Origin of the sequence: Maribrevibacterium harenarium, from assembly GCF_006385675.1 — a bacterium.
Classification (GTDB): Bacteria; Pseudomonadota; Gammaproteobacteria; order Pseudomonadales; family Marinomonadaceae; genus Marinomonas; species Marinomonas harenarium.
Genome location: NZ_VFRR01000009.1, coordinates 1 through 26,294, shown reverse-complemented (window position 1 = coordinate 26,294; position 26,294 = coordinate 1). Strand labels below are relative to the sequence as shown.

The following is a 26,294-nucleotide window of genomic DNA, read 5'->3' as shown; positions in this document are numbered from 1 at the left end:
GCCATATTCAAATGTAATAGCCGACGAGGATTCCAGCAAATAAACAGTAACCGATACGGTTATTATCTAAGAAAGAGCGGAAGCAGGCTTGCCGATCACGGCTTTTTGCCTGCTGAAATTGCTTATAAAACAGTATGATAGCGACAATGATTGAGATGTAGTAAGCAATACCTAAGTTACTTAATACCCCAATCCACAGCATTAATGACAACATCAGCCCCTGTAGGCAGACGATGACAAATAAATCGGCACGACCAAACAGAATAGCGGTGGATTTGATGCCCACCTTAAGATCGTCAGGACGGTCTGTCATGGCATAGTAGGTATCGTAAGCAATCGTCCATAGGGCGTTGGCGACAAAGAGCATCCATAAAATTGGGTCTAATAAGCTTCCCCCTTGGGCGCTGTAAGCCATCGGAATGGCCCAAGAAAAGGCTAACCCCAGAAACAATTGGGGTAGGTGGGTATAGCGCTTCATAAAAGGGTAAAGGGCTGCGAGAAATAAGCCAACGAACGATAACAATACTGTTTGCCAATCGGTCATTAGTACCAAGCCAAAGCTTAGCAAACCTAATACAATAAAGAGCGCTAGTGCTTCTTTTTCACTAACACGCCCAGAAGGTAATGGACGCTGTTTGGTACGTTCCACATGCCCATCCACATGGCGATCAGCATAATCATTAATGACACATCCTGCAGAACGCATGGCAAAGACACCGAGTACAAAAATAAGCACTAAGTCCCAATCTGGTGAACCCTGTCCTGCGATCCATAGGGCCCATAGGGTTGGCCACATCAATAGCAAAGAGCCGATTGGGCGATTAAAACGGGTTAAATCCGCGTAGTCTTTTAATTTACTCATAAGTCAATTTGGGTGGCTGCAAGGTGTCAATTTCTGGGAAAAAGGCTTCGTTTACCAGTACGCCAGGGCCGTAGCCATAAAATACCGAGCGTCTGGCCCAAAGGGCCTCTGTACGATGGCTGAGTATACCAGCAGGGAGTCGGGTGATTTCAATACGGCTGCGTGTTTGTCGGGTCTGACGATAGAGATAGCCGCCCAGTGGCTTGCTACCTAAATGAGTGAGAAAGCGCCAGTGTCCCCGCAGCGAGCGGGCCGGGATGATGGAACGACCATAAACGACGGGGATACCATCTACATGCAGAAGTACCGTACGCACCCGTACCGCCTCTCGTGGATGTAACCCCAGACGACGCTGCTCCCTATGGGTAGCTTTACCCCAACAATCTTCCAGCACTTGAACTTCTAAATGTCCGGCTTGGCGCAAGCAGTGGGTCAAGGATGCCGTTTGCGCTAGCCAAGGCCATAGTGCTTTGGGTATACGTTGCTTTGCCACCCGCTTTAATGGGTGCCAGCAGTAGTCAAATTGCTGGGTGGCGGATTGATTCAGAGAGGTCATTTGTTGCCGTTGATCAGATCGACCATTTTGCGCAGCTCGCTGGATGAGGCAAGCACGCGCTTGCGGCAATTCTGAGCATCGGTTTCCGAGAGACCCACTTCTGCAAGGATCTCCTTATCTAACGGACCCTCGTCCATCAGTTGACCACTCAAATAAAGTAGGTGAGCTAGAGCTTGATGAGGACCACGGTAGGTTGGCGTTTTACTGTAGCGAATCCCGGTGTAAATGCTTTCAGGTAGATTCCAGTGGCGCAGTAGCCAAGAACCGAGCTGCTCTTTGGTGAAATGCAAGGTATGCATTTCAATAATGGAAGAATCCAGATGGGCATTGGCTTCGATATAGCGGGATAAAATCGAAAAGTGAGGCGGCAAGACCACCGCAATAGCCAGATAACCGAAATTGTGTAGCAAACCAGATAAATAAGCATGACCCAAACGTGGGCGCTGCTTGGACGGCATCGCTTTGACTAAAGATTCCATCAAGACAGCGCGGGCTACCGCACCAAACCAAAAGTCCTCATAATGGCGGGGGCCTTCTTCCGGTGGTTGAAACGCCCCACCCATAGATAACCCCAATGCTAAATTCATCACCATATCAAAGCCGAGTACACGGATGATGGCATCTTCTACCGAATCAATTTCATCCCGCACGCCGTAGTAAGGGGAGGAAGCCCAGCTAATCACTTGGGCAGACAAACTTGGGTCAAGGCTGATAACTTCGCACAGCTCATCGGTTCCGGCATTTGGGTTGGCGCACAGTTGGATAATACGATGGGAAGAAGCCGGAAGCGGAGGAATTTCTAGGGTTTCCTCTAAGCGTTGCTTCAAGCGAATAGACTGGAACTTACCCAAGGCATTGAGCATTTGGGTTTCATCTTCTGCAATGTCATCTGCTGGACCAGCAATCTGACTAACAGGTATGGCAACCGACTCGACTCGAGTTAATGGCCCTTCAAAGCGCGCTAGCAGTTCGCTATTGCTGAGACGTTTATATGACTGGCTGCTATTGCCGCGCAGGGATAGACTTTCTGCTTCTGCTAAAGCCTTATCAATAATCGAGGGACTGGTGCCCGGCTTCAATAGCGGATCGCCTTCTATATTGTAACTGGCAATCGGCTGAAAGCGGCGCTTAGTCAGTCGGGACAGTGCAGAAATGTCCAGCATTGCTGTATCAGGAAAAAGTACTTGTAGCTTGCCGGTATTATCGGCAAGGTGTACTACTCGAACCCTGATGTCATTAGCCTCGCTGGGCGCCATATAGTTCTGCTCCTACCCGAATCAAAAAACGTAAACCTAACAGATTATACCTAACAAAAAAGCCCCAGAGGGGCTTTTTAGATCAGGTTTACATGAATTGTCTTGATCAGTGGTTCAGAATTTGGCTCAAGAACAACTGAGTCCGATCATGCTGTGGGTTTTCGAAGAATTCGTGTGGCGTATTCGCTTCGACGATTTCGCCGGCATCCATGAAGACCACTCGGTCAGCTACGGTTTTGGCGAAGCCCATTTCATGGGTTACACACACCATGGTCATACCTTCATCGGCTAGCTGAATCATAACGTCCAACACTTCCTTGATCATTTCTGGGTCAAGTGCTGAAGTGGGTTCGTCGAATAGCATAATTCGTGGCTTCATACACAGACCGCGGGCAATCGCTACACGCTGCTGCTGACCACCAGAAAGCTGACCAGGGAATTTATTCGCTTGGTTAGCGATCTTTACCCGTTCCAAGTAGTGCATCGCCATTTCTTCAGCTTCTTTCTTCGGTGTTTTACGTACCCAGATCGGCGCCAAAGTGAGGTTTTCCAAGATAGTGAGATGTGGGAACAGGTTAAAGTGCTGGAACACCATCCCCACATCTTTACGAATTGCTTCGATGTTTTTCAGGTTATCGTTCATCTCGATACCATCAACCAGAATCTGCCCCTTTTGGTGCTCTTCCAGGCGGTTAATGCAACGAGTCATAGTGGATTTACCGGAACCGGAAGGACCACACACGACAATACGCTCGCCTTTTTTGACGCTGAAGTTGATGTTTTTTAGTACGTGAAATTCGCCATACCATTTATTTACATCAGTAAACTGGATGATTGCTTCTTCGCCCGGCTCAAGTTGGGCGAGTGCCATGTTTCTGTCTGTCATTACTAAGACCTCAAATACGTTACTTACGCTTGTGACCGGTATCTAATTTACGCTCGACCGCCATAGAGTAGCGGGACATACCAAAACAGATCACCCAATAAACAAAGCCTGCGAAGGCATAACCCTCTGTTGTCGTACCTAGCCAATTGGCATCGTGGTTCGCGGCCTGAATCCGGCCAAGCAAGTCAAACATGCCCACGATATAAACCAGCGTCGTGTCTTTGAACAAGCCGATAAAGGTGTTCACGATACCAGGGATTACCAGTTTCAAGGCTTGTGGCAAGATCACGAGGATCATGGATTGCCAGTAAGTTAAGCCCATTGCATCGGCGGCTTCATATTGCCCTTTCGGAATCGCTTGCAAGCCACCACGAATTACCTCCGCCATGTAAGCTGCAGAGAATAGGGTAATACCAATGACCACGCGTAACAGCTTATTGAAGTTCATGCCATCGGGCAGGAACAGCGGGATCATTACCGATGCCATAAACAAAATGGTGATCAAAGGAACCGCACGAATCGTCTCGATAAAGACCACACACACAGATTTTACGATCGGCATGTTCGAGCGACGCCCTAAGGCCAACACAATACCCAGCGGGAATGAGGCCACAATCCCAACCACACCCAGTAAGGTAGTGAGGAACAAACCACCCCAATTGGCTGTTTCTACGACTGCCAAGCCAAACACGCCGCCAGCGAACAGGAAGTAAGCCACAACTGGATAAACCAGAATAATGACACCCGCTAACATGGCTTTGTTGACGGCTTTGATTGCAAACATGGCAACCAAAGCAATCAGTAACACCAAAGCGGTATTTACTCGCCAGTACTCTGCCTCTGGATAGAGACCATACATAAATTGGTCAAAATACACGGCAATAAAGGCCCAGCAAGCACCCCCTGCGGTACAGTCTGCTTTTGATGTACCTGACCAAGTGGCATCAATAAATACCCACTGCACCATCGGTGGCACCAGTAAATACAGGATGTATAAACTGATGATAGTTAGCGCAATGTTGAGCGGAGATGAGAAAAAGTTTTTATGAATCCAAGCAACGGCACCCACCGAATTTTGTGGTGGCGGGAGACTTGGAGAAGGTTTAAATTCAATCGCCATGGTAGCCTCCTAACGTTCCACTAAGGACATTTTCTTGTTGTACCAGTTCATAAAGAATGAAATGGATAAACTTAATGAGCCATAGACCAGCATACACAGACCAATCGTTTCAATTGCTTGACCGGTTTGGTTCAGTGTCGTACCCATTACTACTGCAACTAACTCAGGATAAGCGATAGCAGCACCTAAAGAGGAGTTTTTCGCTAAGTTGAGGAATTGGCTAGTAAGAGGTGGAATGATGACGCGCAACGCTTGTGGTAACACGATCAAGCGTTGTGTTAAGCCGTCTGGTAAACCAAGCGAACGTGAGGCTTCGGTTTGCCCCCAGTTTACCGACAAAATACCAGCCCGTACGATTTCAGCGATGAAGGCGCCAGTGTAGGTTGATAGGGCAATCAACACCGCCACGAACTCAGGTACTAATACCATGCCGCCGGAAACGTTAAAACGACTCTTTTGCGGTAGGTCGAATTCTACTGGTGACCCCGCAGCAATAAAGGCCAGTACAGTGACAGCGATAATCAGCGCCAGAGATGTCCAATAGGCTGGGAACCATTCGCCGGTGAGAGTTTGACGTTTTTTCGCCCAGACAATCAAGCCGATCGCAGCAACGATGGAGAGCACGAACGCCACTATCACAAAGTCCATCCCATCTTGGAAAATGGGGTTCGGCGAGTAAATACCACGCTTATTGAGGAAGAAATCCCCAAAGATAATGCTGTCACGGGGATGTGGTAATGCCGCAAGGACGGCGAAATACCAGAAGAACATTTGCAGCAGCAGTGGCAAGTTACGCAAGGTCTCGATATAGACAGTAGCTAAACGGGCAACTAACCAGTTCTGGGACAGACGTGCTAGTCCCATAATCACGCCAATGATGGTTGCCAGCACAATACCCATAAGGGAAATGACGAAGGTATTAATCAAGGCGACGACAAAGGCTCGGCCGTAAGTGTCAGCTTCGGTATATTCGATTAAGTGGATTAGGATAGGAAAGCCGGCCGGTTCGTTCAAAAAGCGGAAACCGGTGGAAATCCCTTGGTTTTCAAGGTTTGCTTGCAGGTTATGGAACAGATAATAACCCACAGCCACCACAACAACTAGAAGCACAGCCTGGAATATGAGGGCGCGATTGCCTGCATCATTCAGGAAGCTTGTATTGGTACTATTATTATTGCTCATCGTTAATCAGGCAGTAAATGCTCGTCAGATGGATCAACGGAAGGGGTAGCCCGGTGACGCTAGGTCACCGGGTACATTCCCTAAGGTAGGTAAGGGATTAGATAGATATTAACGAACTGGTGGCGCGTACAATACACCGCCTTCAGTCCATAGGTTGTTAACACCACGTGGCAAGCCTACTGGAGTTTTCGGACCTACGTTACGCTCAAACACTTCACCGTAGTTACCTACTTCGGCAATGATGTTGTAAGCCCAATCAGCGTTAAGACCTAGTGCTTCACCCATGTTACCTTCAACGCCTAGTAGACGACGGATGCCTGGGTCTTTGGTGTCAGCTTTGATTTTCGCAACGTTAGCAGATGAGATACCCATTTCTTCCGCGTTGATCTGTACGAACAATGCCCAAGTTACGATATCTTTCCACTGGTTGTCGCCGTGACGAACTACAGGACCTAGAGGCTCTTTAGAAATGGTTTCTGGCAGAATCACGTGTGCCGCTGGATCTGCTAGTTTAGAGCGGTGCGCTGCTAGACCAGATTTGTCGGTAGTGAATACGTCACAACGGCCAGAGGCATAGGCAGATAGTGCTTCGTCTGCTTTCTGCACGATAACAGGAACGTAAGATAGGTTGTGCTTACGGAAGAAGTCCGCCATGTTCAGCTCGGTAGTAGTACCTTGCTCAGTACATACGGTAGCGCCGTCTAGTTCCATAGCAGATTCAACACCTAGATCCTTACGCACCATAAAGCCTTGACCGTCGTAGAAGTTAACTGTCGTAAAGTCTAGACCAAGAGAGGTGTCACGGGTGTAAGTCCAAGTAGTGTTACGTGACAAAATGTCGATTTCGCCAGATTGTAGTGCTGTGAAACGCTCTTTGGCAGAAAGTGGAGTGAATTTAACTTTCTGTGCATCACCGAAGATAGCTGCAGCAGTAGCGCGGCATGCATCTACGTCAATACCAGACCAGTTACCTTTTTCGTCGGCGTTAGAGAATCCAGGTACACCTTGGCTGACGCCACATTGAATAAAGCCTTTTGCTTTTACGTCATCCAAAGTTGCTGCAGAAGCGCCAGCGCTGATGGTTGCTGCTACTGCGGCAGTGGTAAGAATTTTACCTACGTTCGATTTCATTATAAGCCTCCCAGGCGTTGCTAGTTTTATGTTGTAGTCTTTTGCTCAATTAAATGGGTTGTACCCGATTGATAAAGCAAAATGCTTGCCAACATTAGAGTTATTGTTTTTGTATAGCGATCTAGGTTTTTTTCACTAAAAGACCGTAGCCAGACTTAATAGAATTACTGATTAACCCCTATAGTCAAGATGATTTGCGTAAAAAACATGCAGTCCATACACTTTTTTTGCATTGTAGATAGCTTTATGGCTATTTGATTTTTTATTTAGATAGTGTTTTGGCTATTTGAACCACTTTTGAGCAAAGTCAAAGATGTCGTGTTTCACTCTGGGGCATTTGATCCTATTGGTTTGTATACTATTTCGCTAGTTATATACACTATGTTTTTATATGGTGCTATCTGATGCTAGTCGGTGTATTGTGGTGCGTTGGGACGCATTCCTCTTGACCATTTGCACGAGATTATTTAAGTGCTGTGCCCAGGCTGACAAGAGCGTGTTAAAATGCTTTTATTATTCCTGATTGAATTCTAGGAGATCCACATTGATGGAAAACTCAGCAAAGCCTTTAGACCGATTGGACAAGAAGATCCTTCGGGAGTTGCAGGACAATGGCCGTCTTTCTAACGTTGAGTTGGCGAGTCGGGTTGGCTTGAGTGCCACGCCTTGTTTAGAGCGGGTGCGCCGCTTAGAGCGTAACGGCTACATTACCGGTTATCGAGCCCTGGTTGACCCCCGTAAAGTTGATGCGGGCCTGTTGGTGTTTTGTGAAATTCGCCTTAAGGCCACGTCGCCGGAAGGTTTTAACGAATTCAAAGAAGCTGTGGCGAATGTGCCGGAAGTGCTGGAATGTCACCTGATCGCCGGTGATTTTGAGTATTTACTCAAAGCACGGGTATCGAATATGGATGCCTATCGTAACCTGCTCGGAGAGACTCTGCTGACGCTGCCCCATGTGCGTGAATCGCGTACTTACGTGGCGATGGAAGAAGTAAAAAATACCACGGTGGTGACGATTCCTTAAACCGTCCCATCAAACGTTTAGATAACGGCTATGCTGAGGTAGCCAGCGACTTAACAGCGGTGATACGCAGTCTGGATGATATTGATAGAGATACTGGGCTGCCTGTTGCACATCATCAAGTAAGGCTTTGTCCCGTTGTAAATCGGCTACCTTAAACTCCAAAAGTCCTGTTTGCCGGGTGCCAAGCAATTCTCCCGGCCCACGCAGTTCCAAGTCTTTTTCGGCGATTTTAAAGCCATCTGTGGTATCGCGCATGATCCCCAAACGGGCTTTTCCTTGGGCACCTAACGGCGCTTTATAGAGCAACACGCAATGGCTTGCGGTCTGTCCTCGACCCACTCGCCCACGTAGCTGATGCAGTTGCGCTAAGCCAAGGCGTTCCGGGTTTTCAATTACCATTAAGCTGGCGTTGGGCACATCTACACCTACCTCAATCACAGTGGTTGCTACCAGTAACTGGAGCTCCCCTTGTTTGAAACGGGTCATCACCTCCGCTTTTTCTTGGGCTTTCATGCGTCCGTGTACTAAACCAATGGATAGGTCTGGTAATTGGGCCTGTAATTGTTCCCAAGTGTCTTCTGCAGCTTGGCACTGGAGCGCCTCAGACTCTTCAATCAGGGTACACACCCAATAAGCTTGTTTACCCTCTTGGCAAGCGTGACGCACCCGTTCGATCACTTCAGGGCGCCGCTGATCGGATACCACTATGGTATTCACTGGCGTACGTCCCGGTGGCAGTTCATCAATCACAGAGCAATCCAAATCGGCATAGGCGGACATGGCTAACGTGCGGGGGATCGGGGTAGCTGTCATGATTAACTGATGGGGATAGAGTCCCTGTATTTCTCCCTTCTCGCGCAATGCCATACGCTGATGCACGCCAAAGCGGTGTTGCTCATCAATAATGGCTAACGCGAGTTTATGGAACGTCACCGCTTCTTGGAACAAGGCGTGGGTGCCAATCACTACAGCCGCAGAGCCATCGGCAATACGCTCTAGTTCGGTTTGTCGTTGTTTGCCTTTAAGTTTCCCAATCATCCACGCCACTTGGATTCCTAGCGGCTCAAACCAGTTTTTGAAATTGAGGTAATGTTGCTCGGCGAGAATCTCCGTCGGTGCCATCACGGCTACCTGATAGCCCTGTTCGATCACATGGGCAGCAGCCATTCCCGCCACCAAGGTTTTGCCCGAGCCCACATCCCCTTGTACCAAGCGTAGCATTGGGTGGCCGCTGGCTAAGTCCCGCAAAATCTCACCAGTAACCCGTTGCTGTGCGCCGGTAGGGGCAAACGGAAGCTGGCTCAAAAGTTGTTGCGCTAAGCTCCCTTGGTTGTCGATGCGTACCGCATGATCCTGTAGTGCCTGATGACGTTTGCCGATCAGCGAAAGTTGGTGTGCCAGCAGTTCTTCAAAAGACAGACGGTATTGGGCAGGATGAGCACCTGCTTTGAGCTGGTCTAAATCAGTTCCTCGATCTGGATGGTGTAAAAATCGAATAGCCTCCGCCAGTGGTGGCAAACTAAAACGCTGGCGAATTGGTTCTGGGAGCCATTCACGCAAGTTCATCGGCGTCAGGCGCTCCAATGCTTGCTCGCAGAGCTGGCGGATCTTGGTTTGGGTCAGACCTTCGGTGAGCGGATAAATTGGCGTCAATTGCTGCTGGGGTGTCAGTTCATCGGCTTCTTGCAGTAAGGTGTATTCAGGGTGATAAATCTCAACCCCCGTCGCACCACGACGGATTTCCCCAAAACAACGTACTCGCGGTGCTTGCTCCAGTTGCTTCTTTTGGGCCGCGTTGAAATGAAAAAAACGCAGGCAAATTGAGCCAGTTCCATCCCGTAACCGACAAATCAGACTACGCCGCTTGCCCATTTTTATCTCGACGCCGCTGATCTCACCTTCCACCACGGCTTCATCGCCAAAGCGTAACTGGCCGATGGGTACGACCCTGGTGCGATCTTGATAGCGAATCGGCAGGTGAAACAGCAAGTCATGCACCGTGTGTAGGTTAAGCTTGGCCAGCTTCTCTGCCATGGCTTGCCCGACACCTTTCAGCTCTTTGATATCCTGGGTTTCCAGCGCATCGACCATTCTTTCCCCCTGCCAGCTTTAGGTTATAGGTTCAGCGCTTCACTGGCATCACGGATAGACTGACTCAAGGCCTCAATCGCCCGTGGGCGTGGGAAACTCGCCCGCCATGCCAATGCTACGACCCGTTTCGGCACTGGGGCCGCAAATGGGCGCACTTCTAAAATTTCGTGGTCAATATTGGTGGCAGCGGATTTAGGAAGCACTGTGACCCCTAAACCGGAGGACACCATGTAGCGAATGGTTTCCAAAGAACTGCCATTGACGATAGTGCGCCCTTGTTCAAGCTCGGCTTCACCGACGATAGGGCAAGCTTCTAACACTTGGTCACTAAAACAATGGCCCTTGCCCAGTAGCAACAAGTTGTCGGTGGTGAGCTGAGACGTGTGAATATGACTCAGCTCGGTCCAAGGGTGGTCTTTCGGCATCAGCACCACAAATTCTTCTTCGTAGATGGGTTGAGTCACCACATCGGGCTCACGAAAGGGCAGAGCAATGACGATAGCGTCCAGTTCCCCGTTGCGCAGTTTGGGGCGCAGGTGCTCGGTCAGATCTTCTTCTATTGAGAGAGGCATGCCTTGGGCTCGTTTTTTCAATTTTGGAATCAAATGGGGGAATAGGTAGGGTGCGATGGTGAAAATTGCGCCGACTTTGAGAGGGCCTTTCATCTGGTTCTGACCAGAAGAAGCCAGCTCTTTGATCATATTGGCTTGCTCAAGCACCTTGCGGGCTTGGGTAATAATTTGCTCGCCCACCGGCGTGATATAGACCGAGCTTTTACTTCGCTCAAAAATGGCGGCTCCTAATTCCTCTTCGAGCTTTTTCACGGCAACGCTAAGTGTCGGTTGGGAGACAAAACAACGCTCAGCCGCGCGGCCAAAGTGTTTTTCTTCCGCCAGCATTACGATGTATTTCAGTTCGGTCAACGTCATGAGCAGCACTCCATTGATTGTTTATGGCTATGATAATACATAATCTGATAAAGTGTCTTTCCAATTACGATTTATGCGATGTTTGTCATTAGGGAGTAATCATGACCTATTCCATCTTAGTAGCAGGCTGCGGTGATATCGGAGCCCCGGTAGCGCAAGCATGGCAACAGGATGGCCAGCAAGTCTTTGCCATGCGTCGCGGTGGCATCGAGTTCCCTGAAGGAGTAACAGGAATCACTGGCGACTTGCGTCACCACGATGTCCAAGTGTGGCCTGAGGTTGATTTAATCTATCTGATTCTGACCCCCAGTGGCCGTTCGGTAGAGGCTTACCAACAAGCGTATCTCGAAGGCGCTCAAGCGCTGATTCGTGCCTATCAGGGGCGCAAGCGCTTGCCATTTGTCATCTTCGTCTCCAGCACCAGCGTTTATCGCGACGAAACGCAAGAGATTGATGAGTTTACGGTGGCAGAGCCGGACTCAGAGACCGCCAAGGTGCTATTGGCTACTGAGCAACTCCTGCATGCTCACTTGCCGTCTTTAGCGCTACGTTGTACTGGCATTTATGGACCGGGACGCTATCGCTTAATCGAGCAGGTTCACGCGGGTAACCCATGGGGGGAGAATCGCTGGAGCAATCGTACTCACCGAGACGATGTGGTATCGGCGCTGATGCTATTGGGACAGCAGGCTTTATCTGGAGCAACTTTGCCACCCATGTGTATCGCCACCGATGAGGAGCCAGCTCCTTTGTGGCAAGTGCGTAAGTACATTGCTGAGCAGATTGGTGCGCCGGTGCTGCAGCATGATGTGGTAGCAGCCGACCAAGGTAAACGCATCCGTGGACAGCTCTTAGCATCGTTAGGGTGGCAGCCTACTTATTCCAGCTATCGGGAAGGTTATCGCCAACTAACCGCCGAGTATCTAGCGGCTAAAGTGCGCAATTAAGAGGCTAAAAACGCAAAAAAAGGGCTCAAACGAGCCCTTTTTAGTGAATATTGTGCGACTTGGAATTAGTCTTCCAATACCATCACACCTTCGATTTCAACAGCAACATTTTTCGGCAGAGCGCGTACACCTAGCGCTGCGCGAGCTGGGTAAGGTTGCTCGAAAAATTGCATCATAACTTCGTTGACCGCACCAAAGTTACCAAGGTCAGTCATGTAGATGTTCAGTTTAACGATGTCTTTCAAAGAACCGCCAGCGGCTTCACACACGGCTTGTAGGTTTTTGAAAACCTGAGTGGTTTGCTCCACTACGTCATCGCTGATGATTTCCATGGTTTCTGGCACCAGTGGAATTTGGCCAGAAAGGTACACAGTGTTACCAGCGCGTACCGCCTGAGAATAAGGGCCGATTGCTTTAGGGGCGTTTTCCGTAAAAATTACTTGCTTAGCCATCTTGTTATCCTATGAGTTAAGTAAAAAACGTTGTCGAAGTTTAGCGTCCAACGATGGTTTCGCGGGAAACTTTCTCGACACATCGAACAGCCTTAATACGACGCATGACGTCGGCCAGTCCGACTCGACTGGAAATAGTGATATTCAAACGCAGACGGGAAATTTTGCCCCGTTCAATAATATCTAAGTTAGATACTTGGAAATCGGTATCTGTGATGGAGCTAGCGATTTGTGCCACCGCACCGCGCTCGTTGGTATAGGTGACGATGAGGCTTACTGTGAGCTCTTCTTCGATTTCCTTACTCCATGTCATACGGATGTAGTTTTCCGGACTGGAGAGGTATTCCTGCACGTTGGGGCAGCCTTGGTGGTGGATAATAATCCCCTTGTCCACCTGCACATAACCGACGATTGGGTCACCTGGGATCGGCGAACAACACTTAGCATAGGAAATGAGCATACCTTCAGAACCATTCACCTTGAACGATTTCGGGGTGATCATTTCTTCTTCATTAAAATTCGGGAACAGCTGGCGCGCGACTAGGTAGCCCACGTGGCGACCCTTACCGATGGATTCGAGCAAGTCGTCCAAAGATTCGAGCTGATAATGTTGCAATACCTGCTCAATCTGTTCTGGTGTTAACTCTTCGATATTCGAACGGTAGGCATTTAACGAGCGAGTCAGCAAACGGTAGCCAATCGAAATAGCGCTTTCACGTTGCTTCGATTTCAGATAATGGCGAATGTTGCTGCGCGCTTTACCGGTGATCGCGAAGCTGAGCCAAGCCACATTGGGTTGAGCGGACTTGGCGGTAATGATCTCTACGGTTTGACCGCTTTCTAACTGGGTGCTAAGCGGTGCTAAACGGCGATTAATACGACAGGAAATACAGGTATTGCCAATCTCGGTGTGGACGCCATAGGCAAAGTCCACCGCTGTGGAGCCTGATGGTAGCTCAATAATCTCCCCTTTCGGAGTGAAGACATAAACCTCGTCGGGGAACAGGTCGCCTTTAACTGTATCGACGAACTCCATCGGGTTATGGGCTTTTTCCTGTATTTCGAGCAGGCTTTTGACCCATTTTGTCGCACGATCATGGTTGGTTACTTGGGCATCTTTACCGGATGCCTTATAGGCCCAGTGAGCAGCGATACCATTGTTGGCCACCGTATCCATTTCTTCGGTGCGGATTTGGACTTCCAGTGGTAGGCCGTTACTGCCCATTACCGTAGTGTGTAGGGACTGATAGCCGTTCGATTTGGGAACGGCAATGTAGTCTTTAAAGCGCCCCTCGATCGGTTTGAAGAGGGCGTGGATGACGCCAAGAATACGATAGCAGCTATCATGTTTGTCGGTGACAATGCGCACCCCGAGCACATCCATGACTTCTTCTAATTCTTTTTTCTTCTTCTTCATCTTGTGATAGATGCTGAAGAGATGCTTTTCACGGACGCTAATTTTAGCCTCAAGATAATCCGCCGCTAGCTCAGAGCGGATGTAATCTTCGAGCTTTTGAATCGCTTTGACCCGCTGACCATAGCGCTTATTAATTGCTTTTTGCAGCATGCGCGAACGCATCGGATAATAGGCTTCAAAGGCTAGAGTCTCCAAATCCACCCGCATATTGTACATACCGAGGCGGTTAGCAATCGGAGCATAGATATCGAGGGTTTCTCTCGCAATACGGCGCTTTTTGTGGCCGGGCATAGAGTCCAGCGTGCGCATATTGTGCAGCCGGTCGGCTAGTTTCACCATGATGACACGAATGTCATCGGCCATAGCCATGGCCATTTTTTGGAAATTATGGGCTTGCTTCTCCAGTTGGCTATTAAATTCCAAATGGGTCAGCTTACTGACGCCGTCGACCAATTTCGCCACTTGTTCGCCAAATTGCTCAGCAAGGGCTTCCCGGGAAATCCCCGTGTCTTCGATCACGTCATGGAGTAGGGCGGCAGCGAGGCCATCCGCATCCATGCGGATATCTGCCAATATTTCTGCGGCAGCTAATGGGTGAGTGATGTAGTGCTCACCGCTTTTACGCTTTTGCCCATCGTGGGCTTGTTCAGCGTAGTAATAAGCGCGCTTAACTTTGGCAACTTCTTCGTAGGGCAGATACTGGCTGACCGTCTTGGCCAGACTTTCAATGGTCGACATGTGCCACCTCACGCAAATATCAAGGTGACAGACGCATTAGGAACAACACACGCGACCATCGATATTAGTACTCCTGAATGCGGCGTTGCTTATCAACGTTATCGGCATTGATCAGGTTTTCTGCGATTTCACGCAACGCGATTACGGTTGCTTTGTCGCCTTCTTCTGGCACTTTGGCATCTTCGCCACCGGTTGCTAATTGACGTGCGCGTTTAGCGGCAACCATTACTAGTTGAAAACGGTTGTCTACGTTTTCTAAACAATCTTCTACTGTTACTCGAGCCATCTTAACCTCTTCGGGGTAAATGCAAATTTGCAACCTGCGATTTTACTGAACGCCTTCTTGTGCTGACAAGAGATCATTCAGTAAATCACCATGAATTTGCTGGATTATGCCGCGTCTTGTACGCATAGCGCTAAAGATCGACTGTAATTGAGCAAAGGCCGTGTCGAAATTATCGTTGATGACCACAAAGTCATACTCATCGTAGTGGGACATCTCGCTTACGGCTTTCGCCATGCGGCGTTCAATGACCTCTTGGCTGTCGGTGCCGCGACCATCTAAGCGTTCCTGCAATGCGCCAAGAGAGGGAGGCAAGATAAAGACGCCGATGGCTTCTGGGTATAGCTGGCGCACCTGGCGAGCACCCTGCCAATCAATTTCCAGAATCACATCCAAACCTTGGTCGAGCATATCGAAAATCGCCTGTTTCGACGTGCCGTAGTAGTTATCAAACACTTGGGCATGTTCGAAGAAAGCGTCCTCGGCAATCATATCTAAAAAGGTATCCACATCGACAAAGAAGTACTCACGACCATGTTCTTCACCGGCACGGGGAGCACGGGTCGTGTGAGAAACAGAAATGCGCACCTGTGGGTCAGCCTTAAGTAGAGCTTTATAAAGCGTCGATTTGCCTGCTCCAGAAGGCGCAGAAAGGATGAATAGATTGCCTTTATGTGAGTTCATGATATCCCGTAGTTGTGATGTTTGACGGATGAAAAGTGACTATAGCACAGCTAGCCAAGCGCGGAAGCAAGGAGGGCGTAGTGGTTAGCCCTTAAACCCTTTCGCCACCAGATAAACTTCCCGCGAGCGGGCCCGGGAGGCATCAGGTTTGCGTACTACCACGCTATCAAAATGGGGGCGCACCTGTTTCACAAACTCTTCGTAGCCTTCCCCTTGGAAGACTTTTACCGCAAACAGTCCTTTCGGCTTCAGTGTTTGTACCGCCATATCTAAGGCCAGTTCCACTAAATACATGGACGCAGCTTGGTCAATGGCCGAGACACCGCTCATATTCGGCGCCATATCGGAAATCACCACATCCACCGGCGCGCCATCTACCGCTGCCATGATTAGGTCGAACACGTCCTGTTCGGTAAAGTCACCTTGGATAAATTCCACGCCGGCGATGGAGTCCATTGGCAGAATGTCAGAGGCGATCACTTTGCCTTTTTCACCGACAAGTTTGGAGGCGACTTGAGACCATCCACCGGGGGCTGAGCCGAGGTCTAACACTAAGTTGCCGGGTTTGATCAGCTTGTCTTTGTCATTCAGGGCGAGCAATTTATAGCTCGCCCGAGAGCGATAGCCGTCCACTTGGGCTTTTTTCACGAAGGGGTCGTTGACGTGCTCATCGAGCCAACGGTTGCTGCTTTTGGAACGGGCCATAGGAATGCTTTACCAATTAACGAAAAATGCCATTGTACCTGCCTCCGGCATATCGGCAAAGGAATCAGGCCGAGAGCACGATTTTACCGGCGAGGGCAATCAAAATTAGGCCAGATAGGCGATCAATCAGCACCGCTTTTTGACGCAGCTTGTCTAGTAGCTTCTGATTCGACAGCATGAGCGTGATCAGGGTGTACCACAAGCCATCTACGATTAACGGCGTAGCAACCATCAAAATCTTGCCATCTAACGTGGTGACAGAGGCTACAAACGGACTGAATAATGCGGTAAAGAAAAGGGCGATCTTTGGGCTTAACAGCGAGATCAGCAGCCCTTCTTTGGCAGATTGCCAAACACTCACCCGTTCACCGGCGCTAAGCTTCGCTGCAATTCCCCCTTTTGAGCGTAGGGCATTGAAGCCCAGATACAGCAAGTAAGCTGCCCCAGCATAACTGATCAAATAAAACAGCCACGGCAAGTTATGGAAAATCACCGCCAGCCCCAGCATCGAGATAGTGGCATATACCCCGATACCAAAGGCATGAAACCAAGCCGCGGCAAGGCCATTGAGCTTGCCACCAGCGAGGCTGTGCTTAGTGACCATAATCAGACTTGGCCCCGGCGACATGGCACCGAGTAAGCAAACCGCGAACAGAGAAAGCCAAATAGAAAATGTCATAGGGGACTCCTTGTAGTGGACGAGCACTTTAACAATACTGGCAAGCTAAGTGAAATACTGCTTTGGTGGCGAGTGAAGGCAACTGACTTGATCCGCGGCTGAGCGTATAATAGCCGCTTTATCGCAGCTATTGCCGAACTATCTTTTGCCGAGTCAATCGGCCAGGACCTTTGCATGATTCGTTTGTCAGAACTTTCCCTTCCCCTCGATCACCCTGAAGGCGCATTGCGTGATGCCATTATCAAGCGCCTTAATTTGGTAGATGAAACGCTACAAGATTTCTTTGTGTTTAAACGCAGCTACGATGCCCGTAAGAAAAACACCGAGATCACCTTTGTATACATCATTCATCTAACCACGAGTAACGACGAGGCAGTTCTAGCGCGTTTTGCCGACGATGTGCACGTGAAGCCAGCCCCAGATATTGATTACCATCCGGTAGCCCAAGCACCTGCCAACCTCACCGAGCGCCCAATTGTGGTGGGCTTTGGCCCCTGTGGTTTGTTTGCTGCGCTAACACTGGCCCAGATGGGATTTAAACCGATTGTGCTTGAACGTGGTCGCAACGTACGCCAACGCACCAAAGATACATGGGCATTGTGGCGTAACCATAAGCTGGATACGGAATCTAACGTCCAATACGGGGAAGGCGGAGCAGGGCTATTTTCTGACGGTAAACTCTACAGCCAAGTGAAAGATCCCAAGTTCTACGGTCGTAAGGTGATGAACGAGTTCGTGCGTGCCGGCGCGCCGGAAGAAATTCTCTATGTGAGCAAACCCCACATTGGTACCTTCCGCCTAACGGGCGTAGTGGCCAAAATGCGGGAAGAAATCATCGCCCTTGGCGGAGAAATTCGCTTTGAATCCAAAGTCACCGACCTGCTCCTTGATGACCAGAAAGTACAAGGTGTGCGTTTAGCTGATGGCTCTGAGCTACACAGCCAGCATGTGGTTTTGGCGCTTGGTCACAGCGCCCGCGACACCTTCCGAATGTTGAACAAGCAAAACGTCTTCATCGAACCTAAGCCTTTTGCCATTGGTTTTCGCATCGAGCACCCTCAGTCCTTGATCGACAAAGCACGTTTGGGTAAATACGCCGGGCACCCAGAACTGGGTGCAGCGGATTACAAACTCATTCACCATGCGAAAAACGGTCGCGCGGTTTACAGCTTCTGTATGTGTCCTGGCGGAACCGTCGTTGCCGCTACTTCCGAAGAAGGCCGCGTTGTGACCAACGGCATGAGCCAATATTCCCGTAACGAGCGCAATGCTAACTCCGGCATTGTAGTAGGCATCAACCCAGAGCAAGACTACCCCGGCGGCGTTTTGGCGGGTGTGGAATTACAAGAGCGCCTCGAAGCCGCAGCCTACAAACTCGGTGGTTCTGACTACAAAGCCCCAGCTCAGCTAGTTGGCGACTTTATCAAGGGCAAGCCCTCTACCAAGTTGGGGGAAGTAGAGCCTTCCTACAAGCCGGGCATACAGCTCTGTGACTTAGCGGATGCGTTGCCGGACTACATTATTGAAGCCGTCCGTGAAGCGCTGCCCGCGTTCGGTAAGAAAATCCGTGGCTTTGATCGGGATGACGCTATTTTAACCGGTATCGAAACACGCACTTCTTCGCCGATCCGTATTACCCGGGACAATGAAAGCTTCCAAAGCCTCAACACCAAGGGCTTGTACCCAGCCGGTGAAGGCGCAGGTTACGCTGGCGGTATCTTGTCCGCTGGTATCGACGGCATCAAGGTAGCGGAAGCCGTTGCGCTTGATATGTTGAAACAACAGGGCGCCTAACGGATGAAACTCGACCAAATCAAAAAGCTGCACCAAAAGAAATACCGCCAAGAGCTAGGTCATTGCCTAGTGGAAGGGGAGCATTTGGTACTGGAGTTAGCCAATGCAGCCAAGCACAACCCCAAACTGGCTGCGGCGAAGCTCTATGTCACGGCGGATTACGCTACTTGGGAGTCTCCTTTTGACACGGTCGAGGTCAGCACCAAACAAATGGCGGCCATGTCTGACACCAAAAGTCCCCAGGGGATTTTGGCGGTTGTTCCCATGGACGCCATCGCGCCGACAGTCAATCAGAATCTGACGGGGATTTATCTTCACGAAATCCAAGACCCCGGTAACTTAGGTACCATTTTACGCACGTTAGCGTGGTTTGGCGGCTTTCGCCTGCTGCTTAGCCCCGGCAGTGTTGACCCATTTAACCCCAAAGTGATTCGCTCCAGTATGGGGGCGCTATTTCATGTACCTATGGAGTTGGATGTGGACATCGCCACCTTGCCGCAACGCTTTAACGCCATTGGTTGCTTGGATATGCAAGGTGAACCCCTAAGCTCCCCAGACTTTAAACAGTGCGATTGCTACATCTTCGGCAACGAAGCCCGTGGCGTGCCCCGTGACCAGCTAGACAGCCTTAACGCTAAGGCGTTTACCATCCAAGGAGTGGGATTAATCGAATCCCTCAACTTAGCGACCGCGGTAAACCTTAGCGTTTACGAGCGGCAGCGCTAATTTCAAACAGGAACCGTCATTATGCTACAAGGAGTTTGGTCCCACCTTCGTCCGTTGTTGGCGCTGAATGATACCAAGCGCCCAGTCGGCTTTTTAATCACGGTGGCGCTGGCCATGGGGATGCCGGGGCTGATTGGCGCGGCGCTAGGGCAGTTTGAGCTGGGGGCGGGGGCGAGCATTGGTGGCTTTGCCTGCTTATACATGCGCCAGACGCCGATTCCTCAGCGTTTACTCACTATCGCGGTGGCGACCTTTGGCCTTTGTAGCGCCTACATGCTGGGATTGTTGTTGAATTTCAGTGTGTGGAGCATGACCTTAGGGCTTGGGCTGGTATCGTTCTGGGCAACCTATATTTGTCGCTATTTTAGCGTGCCGGCCCCAGGCAGTTTCTTCTTTGTCTTAGTGGTTTGCATTGCGGCGGCGTTACCGTTTGACCTTTCCTCCGTACCAGAGCGGTTAGGATTCCTGTTTCTAGGCTGTTTTGGGTCCATGACCTTGGCGCTCGCTTATAGTCTACTGCAAAAACTGCGCAAAACGCCGTTGGCACAAAGCCCAATCGAACTATTGGAAATGCGCCTTATCGCCGTGGCGCTGGAAGCTGGCACGATTGCATTGTTTGTTGCTGGCAGTTTCCTGCTGGCGATTTTGCTGGGGTTTGAAAAACCTTACTGGGTGCCGATTTCCTGTGCAGCAATTTTGCAGGGTGCCAGCTTTCGCGCGGTTTGGCATCGCAATGTCCACCGCACCGTCGGCACCTTTATTGGCTTTGGCCTGACCTCTTTGCTATTTGCCCTTGAGCCAGGGCCATGGTTGCTGGCAATTGCCATTGTTCTACTTAGCTTTTTGATCGAGTTTTGCGTCACGCGCAACTATGGTTTGGCGGTGATCTTCATTACCCCACTAACCATCATCCTCGCCGAAGCAACCCATACGAGTGCTGATGTCAACAGCGTGATTTGGCAACGGGTATTCGACGTGATTCTCGGTAGTGCTATTGGCTTTATTGGTGGCTGGTTACTGCACCGCCCGGGGTTATATGAGCGACTTGAACAGCGCATTCGCCGCTGTTTGAACTAGTCCCTCATCTTATTGGATCGAAAGTGCAGCATGACGATCCGGTCGATGTTGAACCAAATCCTTATGGTGCTTTCGGTACTGAGTGGGTGATAGACCAACGGTTCGACTAAAGCTTCGGGAAAAATGCGCGCTATCGAAAAAGCCACTTTGCGCAGCGATATCTGTCATCGTCAAATCGCTCTCGGTCAGCAAACTACATGCCTTCGCAATCCGTAAACGTGCCACGTAATGACTAATGCTGACGCCGGTACTACGCTTAAAAATACGCTGTAATTGACTCTCTGACAGGTGAACGTGATGGCATAGCGGCGCGAGTCGGATCGGTTCGACATAATGTTGCTGTAGCCAAAATAAGATGCTTGCCGTGCGGCTTTTATCATAGTCCGGTTCCGGCAAACGTTCAGGGTTCAGCACGCGACTAGATGATGGTTTCTGTGTCGATAAGTGCAGCAAAATACGCTGTAAGGTGAGCATTTTCTCCGCTTGAGAAATATGAGTCAGACTCAGAATGGTCTGCCTAAGGTCGGTGGATACGCCTTGGTCAAAGACCAACCCGCCGGATGCTCGGGAAAGAATAGAAGGTAGACTGCTGTACTCAGGCATAAGCTGAATCAAGCCCTCTATCCAAGACTGAGTAAACCAGCAAACCACCGCTTGGTGCATCTTTCCTTTGTTCGTCGTGGACTGCGATTGCCAAGCATGGGGCAAATTTGGCCCGACGAGCACCAAATCCCCATCGGTATATTCTTCAACGGAGCCACCGACAAAGCGTTTGCCTTCGCTGTGCAAGGTGAGGGTCAGTTCGTATTCTGGGTGAAAATGCCAATTAAACCCAAATTCCGGCAGTTGCCGATCATAAATAAGACAGGACTGAGAAGCAGGGATGCTAACGGTTTCTAGCCAAGGTTTCATGAATCGTGACCAAGTGAAAACTAAGAGGCTATTTTCCATGCGGTAATAATACAAATCAATGCGTGTTTCTTGAATGCACGGCGGCTGCCATCGGTCTAGGCTTAACGGAACATTTGTTTTGAAAAGCAAGATTGCATGAGATTCACGCCATGACACATAACTTCTTACTGCCTCTGACCGGCTCCTTTGCCCAACCTGCGGCGGAAAACCCCACCGTCGCCATGATCGAAGCCGCATTCGCTCACCATGGTTTAGACTGGCGCTACATTAATACGGAAGTGTCGCCGGACAACCTCGCCGCGGCAGTACAAGGCGCACGGGCGATGGGTTGGCGCGGTTTTAATTGCTCCATTCCCCATAAAGTGGCGGTGATTGAACATCTGGATGGACTCGGTGAGTCGGCGCAAATTATCGGGGCGGTGAACACCATTGTGCGTCAGCAAGATGGCAGCCTGATCGGTGAGAATACCGATGGCAAAGGGTTTGTTCAGGCGTTATCAAAAGTCGTCGATCCATCCGGCAAACAGGTTGTGCTGTTTGGCGCCGGTGGTGCTGCCCGAGCTGTGGCCGTGGAAATGGCTCTCGCCGGAGCGAAGCACATCATCGTCGTGAATCGTAACCCAGATCGTGGCCATCACCTCACCGCATTGCTTAACGAGAAAACCCCAACCCATGCTCAATATCACGCTTGGGACACCACCTACCAAATTCCAGCGGATACGGACATCGTGATCCAAGCGACCTCGATTGGACTCTTCCCCAATATCGACGACACGCCGGACATTGACCATCAAACCTTATTACCAAACATGGTGGTTGCCGACGGCATCCATAACCCACCGCAAACAAAACTGCTTCAGGCAGCACAAGCGCGAGGCTGTCAAACCGTAGACGGTCTGCAAATGCTCGTAGGACAAGGTGTGATCGGCCTCAAATACTGGACTGGCATTGATGCCGATCCTGAAGTCATGCGACAGGCATTGCTGGATTTGGGGTTGTAGGGGCAGCGATTGAGACGCACTTACGGAGTGTTCCGCTTTACTCGTAAAAGTGGGACTGTATTCCCAGTTTTAGCAGATATATGGGAATATAGTCCTATTATTTATCGAAAAGGCATCAAAGGGACTTCATGCAGCAGTCAGGTATTTATGAGCAGTTGATCACACAGTTGGTTGAGCGGCGTTTAGATCGAGAGCGCTTTTATGTGGGAGAGCGTGAGCTAACACCCGCGGAGGCATCGATTTGGCTATCCCGCTTCTTGGGCAATATTCTCGAGTACGCGATCGGCTCAGTGCCGGTGGGGGATCAACAGCTCCAGCAACAGATTGATTTGTCTAATGAACTGCTACTTTGGCTCAAAGAGCGTTTGCAGGATGACGACTTCATCGAAGAAAACCTGCTTGATAGCCAAGGTAAAATTCTGACCGCTTTGTATGAGTTGGAAAACCCAATTGCAGCGAACCTTAAGCAATATGTGGAAGACATCTTTCCGCTAACGGGGCTGACGCAAAGCGAACTATTTTGCGGCAGTAATGCTGGCTTATCGCTAGAGTCGGAGTTGAAACGAGAGATCTTATCGGCGGATAAAATCTATTGGCTGGTATCTTTTATCAAGTGGGCCGGTATTCGTATCTTTCGCAAGGAGCTGGAAGCATTTACCGCCAGTGGCCGCGAGTTAAAAGTCATCACCACATCCTATATGGGCGCTACGGATGCCAAGGCGGTGGAGTATTTAGCGCGCTTACCCAATACCGAAGTGAAGCTCAGCTACAACACCGAGCGGGAACGACTACATGCTAAGAGCTATTTGTTTTTGCGTAATACGGGATACCACACTGGCTATATTGGTTCTTCTAACTTATCGCACTCAGCCTTGACCAATGGCCTTGAGTGGAACCTAAAGATCACCTCACAAGAAATCCCGCATATCATCAACAAGTCGCTTAGTACGTTTGAGACCTACTGGGCTTCCAATGAATTCGAGCGCTTTGATGGCGATGCCAGCAGTACGGAAAAGCTAAACCGAGCCCTGCGACAACAGCGCGGCAGTGACGAACAAAACGCAGCGCATTTCTTTGATATCACGCCATTTCCACATCAGAGCGAAATCTTGGAGCAGCTCGCCGTTGAGCGGGACGTGCATCAGCGTTTTCGTAACCTTGTCGTCGCTGCCACCGGCACCGGTAAAACGCTTATTTCCGCGTTTGATTTTGCTCGTTTTGTAAAACTGAAACCGAACGCTACCTTCCTGTTTGTGGCCCATCGGGAAGAGATTTTAAAGCAAGCTCGGGCAGCGTATCGCGGCGTATTGCGAGATGGTTCCTTTGGTGAGCTTTGGGTCGGTGGTAATACACCAGCCCACTATCGTCAGTTGTTTGTATCGATTCAAACGCTGAATAACCAGCTAGAGCAACTTAAACTCACACCGGACTTTTACGACTATATTGTCATCGATGAAGTCCATCATATCGCAGCAAACAGCTATCGAGCGGTGTTGGACTATTTTCAGCCAAGTTTATTGCTGGGGTTAACGGCGACACCTGAACGTCATGATGGTGGTGATATTCTGGCAGACTTTGGTGGTGTTATTGCGGCAGAGATTCGCTTGCCGGAAGCCATTAACCGTCGGCACTTATCGCCATTTCAATATTTTGGCATCGATGACGAGACAGATTTACGATCGATCCCGTGGAGTCGTGGTCGCTACGATGTTGCACAGCTCACTAATCTCTACACTCATAACCAAGCCCGCTTTGACAAGATACTGCTGAGTTTTCAGGAAATCGTTACCGATATCAGCCAAATGAAGGCATTAGCGTTTTGTGTGAGTCGCGAACATGCTCAGTACATGGCGAGCCAATTCCTGCTCAAAGGTATTAAAGCCGATGTGCTGACCAGTGATAACAGCTCCGAGCGTCAGCAGAAACAGCAGGCCATTCGTAGCGGACAAATCAATGTGCTGTGTGTCGTGGATATCTTTAATGAAGGCGTCGATATTCCTGAAGTCGATACCTTGCTGTTCTTGCGACCTACCGAAAGTCTCACCATTTTCTTACAGCAGTTGGGGCGCGGCTTGCGTCTAGCCGAGGGTAAAGAGTGTTGCACGGTATTGGACTTCGTTGGTAACTCACGACCTGAATACGATTTTGCCAATAAATTCAGGGCGTTAGTGGGCAGAAGCCCGAAAGCGATCAGTGATGAAATCAAGCAAGGTTTTCCTCATGCACCGCTGGGTTGTCGTATTGAACTGACCAAGCGCACCCAAGAAATGGTGCTTAGTAATATTCGTCAGGCTTCGCTTACATTACAGCGTCTTGTGGGGATGATTCGACAATATCCGCAGCATTCGACCTTGCCGCTGACCTTGGCAAACTTTCTTACTCAGCATCCGCATATTGACTTGAATGAACTCTACAAACGCGGTAGTTGGCTAGAGTTAGTGGCCAAAGCCAACGATAAAGTCAAAGAATCAGGTACGGATGAAGGTACGTTTAAAATGCTTAGAAAGGCGATTCATAACCGCATTCTCGGCTGTGATGATCATGCATACTTGGGTTGTTTGAAGCAGCTATGCCAAAGTAATTTTGCAATCACAGACACCACAAATCGACAGGCGCTGATGTGTCACTATGACTTCTGGCAGAAAACGGGTCCCGATGCAGGTTTTGAGTCACTTGAGCAAAGTTTGAAAGCGCTGAATCGCTTGGGTTTCGCCGATGAACTACTTGATGTGGTGAGTTGGCAGCAGGCACAAACCAAGCATGAACAACCGGAAATGCCTGATCTTGCACACGTACCGCTTAGGCTTCACGCCCGCTATGCCCGCGAACAAATACTGGTAGCGTTTGGCGCCACCACGTTTGAGAGGCAACCACCGGCGCGAGAGGGTGTTTTTGTTATCAAAGAGCAAAATATTGAGCTGCTATTTGTCACCCTAGACAAGAATGAAAAGCAGTTTTCACCTACCACCATGTATCACGACTACGCCATCAATGAGCAGTTGTTCCACTGGCAATCACAGAACAGCGCACGGCCAGATCGTGGTCGAGGCCGTGACTACATCTGCCACCGTGAAATAGGGAAGCGCTTATTTCTCTTTGTACGTGAACAAAGCAAAGATGAATATGGCCGCACCATGGGCTTCGTGAATTATGGTGAAGTGGAATACGTATCGCACACCGGCTCACAACCGATGAGCATCACATGGCAACTTAAAACACCCATGCCAAACTTTATGTGGCAGCAAGCCGCGAAGTTGGCGGTGGGGTAGATGAGATGGCAGTAGGCATCAGTCGAGCTCCCTTCTACCACCTCTGCGGTAAATACTGGGTGAAATACAAAGGCATGACGATATTGGTTTGTTCTAACGCTGATGAGCCTTGCGTACCTGTGAGTTTGAACGTTTTGTTTGGTGCGCATTTATCAATGTAAGACGCGAGTGACTTTGCGCGGGTACGTTTGCCACTTTTGACTTCCACCGGGACGATATCACCTTCATCTGTCGCCAAAATAAATTCGATTTCGGCGCGGGCGTCATTCCATGAATAGCTTGGGTCAACACCAATAGCAGTGAGCTCTTGTTGAACAAAGTTTTCAGCCACATAGCCTTTGTATTCATAGTTTTGTTGTTTAATCTCTTTATAACTGCTGCCCAGCATATGATTGAGCAGGCCCACATCAAACAGAAACAGCTTAACCATATTCTCTTTTTTATAGGCCGCGAGCGGTGATTTCGGCAATCCTTCAATGGGGTAGTTTGGCAAAGCTAAGCGGCAGCAGTTAAGCCAATGGATCGCGGTTTCAAAATCGCTATAACGAGATTTACGCTCATGCACATGCTTAA

At 49.7% G+C, this 26,294-nt stretch carries 24 protein-coding genes; 7 read left to right on the top strand and 17 right to left on the bottom strand.

Going from position 1 to position 26,294, the window contains the following annotated elements:
- Nucleotides 1-7: 7 nt before the first annotated feature.
- From ubiA to FJM67_RS06480, 7 genes are all read right to left on the bottom strand, one after another.
- Nucleotides 8-862 (bottom strand): 4-hydroxybenzoate octaprenyltransferase, encoded by an 855-nt coding sequence (gene ubiA / locus FJM67_RS06510; protein WP_140587983.1) that lies wholly within the window; start codon nt 860-862, stop codon nt 8-10.
- Nucleotides 855-1,418: a chorismate--pyruvate lyase family protein gene (locus FJM67_RS06505; RefSeq protein ID WP_140587982.1), complete on the bottom strand. Its 564-nt coding sequence runs from the start codon at nt 1,416-1,418 to the stop codon at nt 855-857. The genes ubiA and FJM67_RS06505 overlap by 8 nt, the downstream gene beginning before the upstream one ends.
- Complete coding sequence (locus FJM67_RS06500; RefSeq protein ID WP_140587981.1) at nt 1,415-2,674, bottom strand: HDOD domain-containing protein; 1,260 nt, start codon at nt 2,672-2,674, stop codon at nt 1,415-1,417. Before FJM67_RS06500 ends, FJM67_RS06505 begins: the two co-directional genes overlap by 4 nt.
- 106 nt (nt 2,675-2,780) lie before the next feature.
- Entirely contained in the window at nt 2,781-3,560 is a 780-nt protein-coding gene (locus FJM67_RS06495) for an amino acid ABC transporter ATP-binding protein (RefSeq protein WP_140587980.1), read from the bottom strand.
- Nucleotides 3,561-3,579: 19 nt separating this feature from the next.
- Nucleotides 3,580-4,680, bottom strand: coding sequence for an amino acid ABC transporter permease (locus FJM67_RS06490; RefSeq protein ID WP_140587979.1), 1,101 nt, complete (start codon nt 4,678-4,680; stop codon nt 3,580-3,582).
- A gap of 9 nt (nt 4,681-4,689) precedes the next feature.
- Complete coding sequence (locus FJM67_RS06485; protein WP_140587978.1) at nt 4,690-5,862, bottom strand: amino acid ABC transporter permease; 1,173 nt, start codon at nt 5,860-5,862, stop codon at nt 4,690-4,692.
- 108 nt (nt 5,863-5,970) lie between these two features.
- Entirely contained in the window at nt 5,971-6,993 is a 1,023-nt protein-coding gene (locus tag FJM67_RS06480; protein WP_140587977.1) for an amino acid ABC transporter substrate-binding protein, read from the bottom strand.
- Nucleotides 6,994-7,540: 547 nt separating this feature from the next.
- Here FJM67_RS06480 and FJM67_RS06475 point away from each other — a divergent pair.
- The gene (locus FJM67_RS06475) at nt 7,541-8,017 is read left to right on the top strand and encodes an Lrp/AsnC ligand binding domain-containing protein (RefSeq protein WP_140587976.1); all 477 of its coding nucleotides are present in this window, start codon (nt 7,541-7,543) and stop codon (nt 8,015-8,017) included.
- 9 nt (nt 8,018-8,026) lie between these two features.
- Here the strand turns inward: FJM67_RS06475 and recG are convergent, their stop codons facing one another.
- Complete coding sequence (gene recG, locus FJM67_RS06470) at nt 8,027-10,108, bottom strand: ATP-dependent DNA helicase RecG (protein WP_140587975.1); 2,082 nt, start codon at nt 10,106-10,108, stop codon at nt 8,027-8,029.
- 23 nt (nt 10,109-10,131) lie between these two features.
- Nucleotides 10,132-11,037: a hydrogen peroxide-inducible genes activator gene (locus FJM67_RS06465; RefSeq protein ID WP_140587974.1), complete on the bottom strand. Its 906-nt coding sequence runs from the start codon at nt 11,035-11,037 to the stop codon at nt 10,132-10,134.
- Nucleotides 11,038-11,138: 101 nt separating this feature from the next.
- On the opposite strand from FJM67_RS06465, the gene FJM67_RS06460 reads away from it, so the two are divergent.
- Nucleotides 11,139-11,984 carry a Rossmann-fold NAD(P)-binding domain-containing protein gene (locus tag FJM67_RS06460; RefSeq protein ID WP_235889999.1) on the top strand — a complete coding sequence of 282 codons (846 nt, stop codon included), beginning with the start codon at nt 11,139-11,141 and terminating at the stop codon, nt 11,982-11,984.
- Nucleotides 11,985-12,049: 65 nt separating this feature from the next.
- On the opposite strand, the gene FJM67_RS06455 is transcribed toward FJM67_RS06460, so the two are convergent.
- The 6 genes from FJM67_RS06455 to FJM67_RS06430 form a co-directional block, all read right to left on the bottom strand.
- Nucleotides 12,050-12,436: a RidA family protein gene (locus FJM67_RS06455; protein ID WP_140587972.1), complete on the bottom strand. Its 387-nt coding sequence runs from the start codon at nt 12,434-12,436 to the stop codon at nt 12,050-12,052.
- 40 nt (nt 12,437-12,476) lie between these two features.
- Nucleotides 12,477-14,591, bottom strand: coding sequence for a RelA/SpoT family protein (locus FJM67_RS06450; RefSeq protein WP_140587971.1), 2,115 nt, complete (start codon nt 14,589-14,591; stop codon nt 12,477-12,479).
- 64 nt (nt 14,592-14,655) lie between these two features.
- Complete coding sequence (gene rpoZ / locus FJM67_RS06445; RefSeq protein ID WP_140587970.1) at nt 14,656-14,877, bottom strand: DNA-directed RNA polymerase subunit omega; 222 nt, start codon at nt 14,875-14,877, stop codon at nt 14,656-14,658.
- 42 nt (nt 14,878-14,919) lie between these two features.
- Nucleotides 14,920-15,558 (bottom strand): guanylate kinase, encoded by a 639-nt coding sequence (gmk, locus tag FJM67_RS06440; protein WP_140587969.1) that lies wholly within the window; start codon nt 15,556-15,558, stop codon nt 14,920-14,922.
- Nucleotides 15,559-15,642: 84 nt separating this feature from the next.
- Nucleotides 15,643-16,263, bottom strand: coding sequence for a 23S rRNA (uridine(2552)-2'-O)-methyltransferase RlmE (gene rlmE / locus FJM67_RS06435; RefSeq protein WP_140587968.1), 621 nt, complete (start codon nt 16,261-16,263; stop codon nt 15,643-15,645).
- Between the two features lie 64 nt (nt 16,264-16,327).
- On the bottom strand, nt 16,328-16,942 hold the full coding sequence (locus tag FJM67_RS06430; protein ID WP_140587967.1) for a LysE family translocator: 615 nt from the start codon (nt 16,940-16,942) through the stop codon (nt 16,328-16,330).
- A gap of 174 nt (nt 16,943-17,116) precedes the next feature.
- Here FJM67_RS06430 and FJM67_RS06425 point away from each other — a divergent pair, with 174 nt between their 5' ends.
- The 3 genes from FJM67_RS06425 to FJM67_RS06415 are packed head-to-tail and all read left to right on the top strand — an operon-like array spanning nt 17,117 to nt 20,539.
- The gene (locus FJM67_RS06425) at nt 17,117-18,736 is read left to right on the top strand and encodes an NAD(P)/FAD-dependent oxidoreductase (RefSeq protein WP_140587966.1); all 1,620 of its coding nucleotides are present in this window, start codon (nt 17,117-17,119) and stop codon (nt 18,734-18,736) included.
- A 3-nt stretch (nt 18,737-18,739) separates the two neighbouring features.
- On the top strand, nt 18,740-19,462 hold the full coding sequence (locus FJM67_RS06420; RefSeq protein ID WP_140587965.1) for a TrmH family RNA methyltransferase: 723 nt from the start codon (nt 18,740-18,742) through the stop codon (nt 19,460-19,462).
- Between the two features lie 21 nt (nt 19,463-19,483).
- Nucleotides 19,484-20,539: an FUSC family protein gene (locus tag FJM67_RS06415; protein ID WP_140587964.1), complete on the top strand. Its 1,056-nt coding sequence runs from the start codon at nt 19,484-19,486 to the stop codon at nt 20,537-20,539.
- Between the two features lie 9 nt (nt 20,540-20,548).
- On the opposite strand, the gene FJM67_RS06410 is transcribed toward FJM67_RS06415, so the two are convergent.
- Nucleotides 20,549-21,451, bottom strand: coding sequence for a helix-turn-helix domain-containing protein (locus FJM67_RS06410; RefSeq protein ID WP_140587963.1), 903 nt, complete (start codon nt 21,449-21,451; stop codon nt 20,549-20,551).
- A 149-nt stretch (nt 21,452-21,600) separates the two neighbouring features.
- On the opposite strand from FJM67_RS06410, the gene aroE reads away from it, so the two are divergent.
- Both aroE and FJM67_RS06400 read left to right on the top strand, forming a co-directional pair.
- Nucleotides 21,601-22,452 (top strand): shikimate dehydrogenase, encoded by an 852-nt coding sequence (aroE, locus tag FJM67_RS06405; protein WP_140587962.1) that lies wholly within the window; start codon nt 21,601-21,603, stop codon nt 22,450-22,452.
- Nucleotides 22,453-22,580: 128 nt separating this feature from the next.
- On the top strand, nt 22,581-25,721 hold the full coding sequence (locus FJM67_RS06400) for a DUF3427 domain-containing protein (RefSeq protein ID WP_140587961.1): 3,141 nt from the start codon (nt 22,581-22,583) through the stop codon (nt 25,719-25,721).
- A gap of 34 nt (nt 25,722-25,755) precedes the next feature.
- Here the strand turns inward: FJM67_RS06400 and FJM67_RS06395 are convergent.
- The coding region (locus FJM67_RS06395) for a DUF4143 domain-containing protein (RefSeq protein WP_140587960.1) at nt 25,756-26,294 on the bottom strand (539 nt) is incomplete at its 5' end.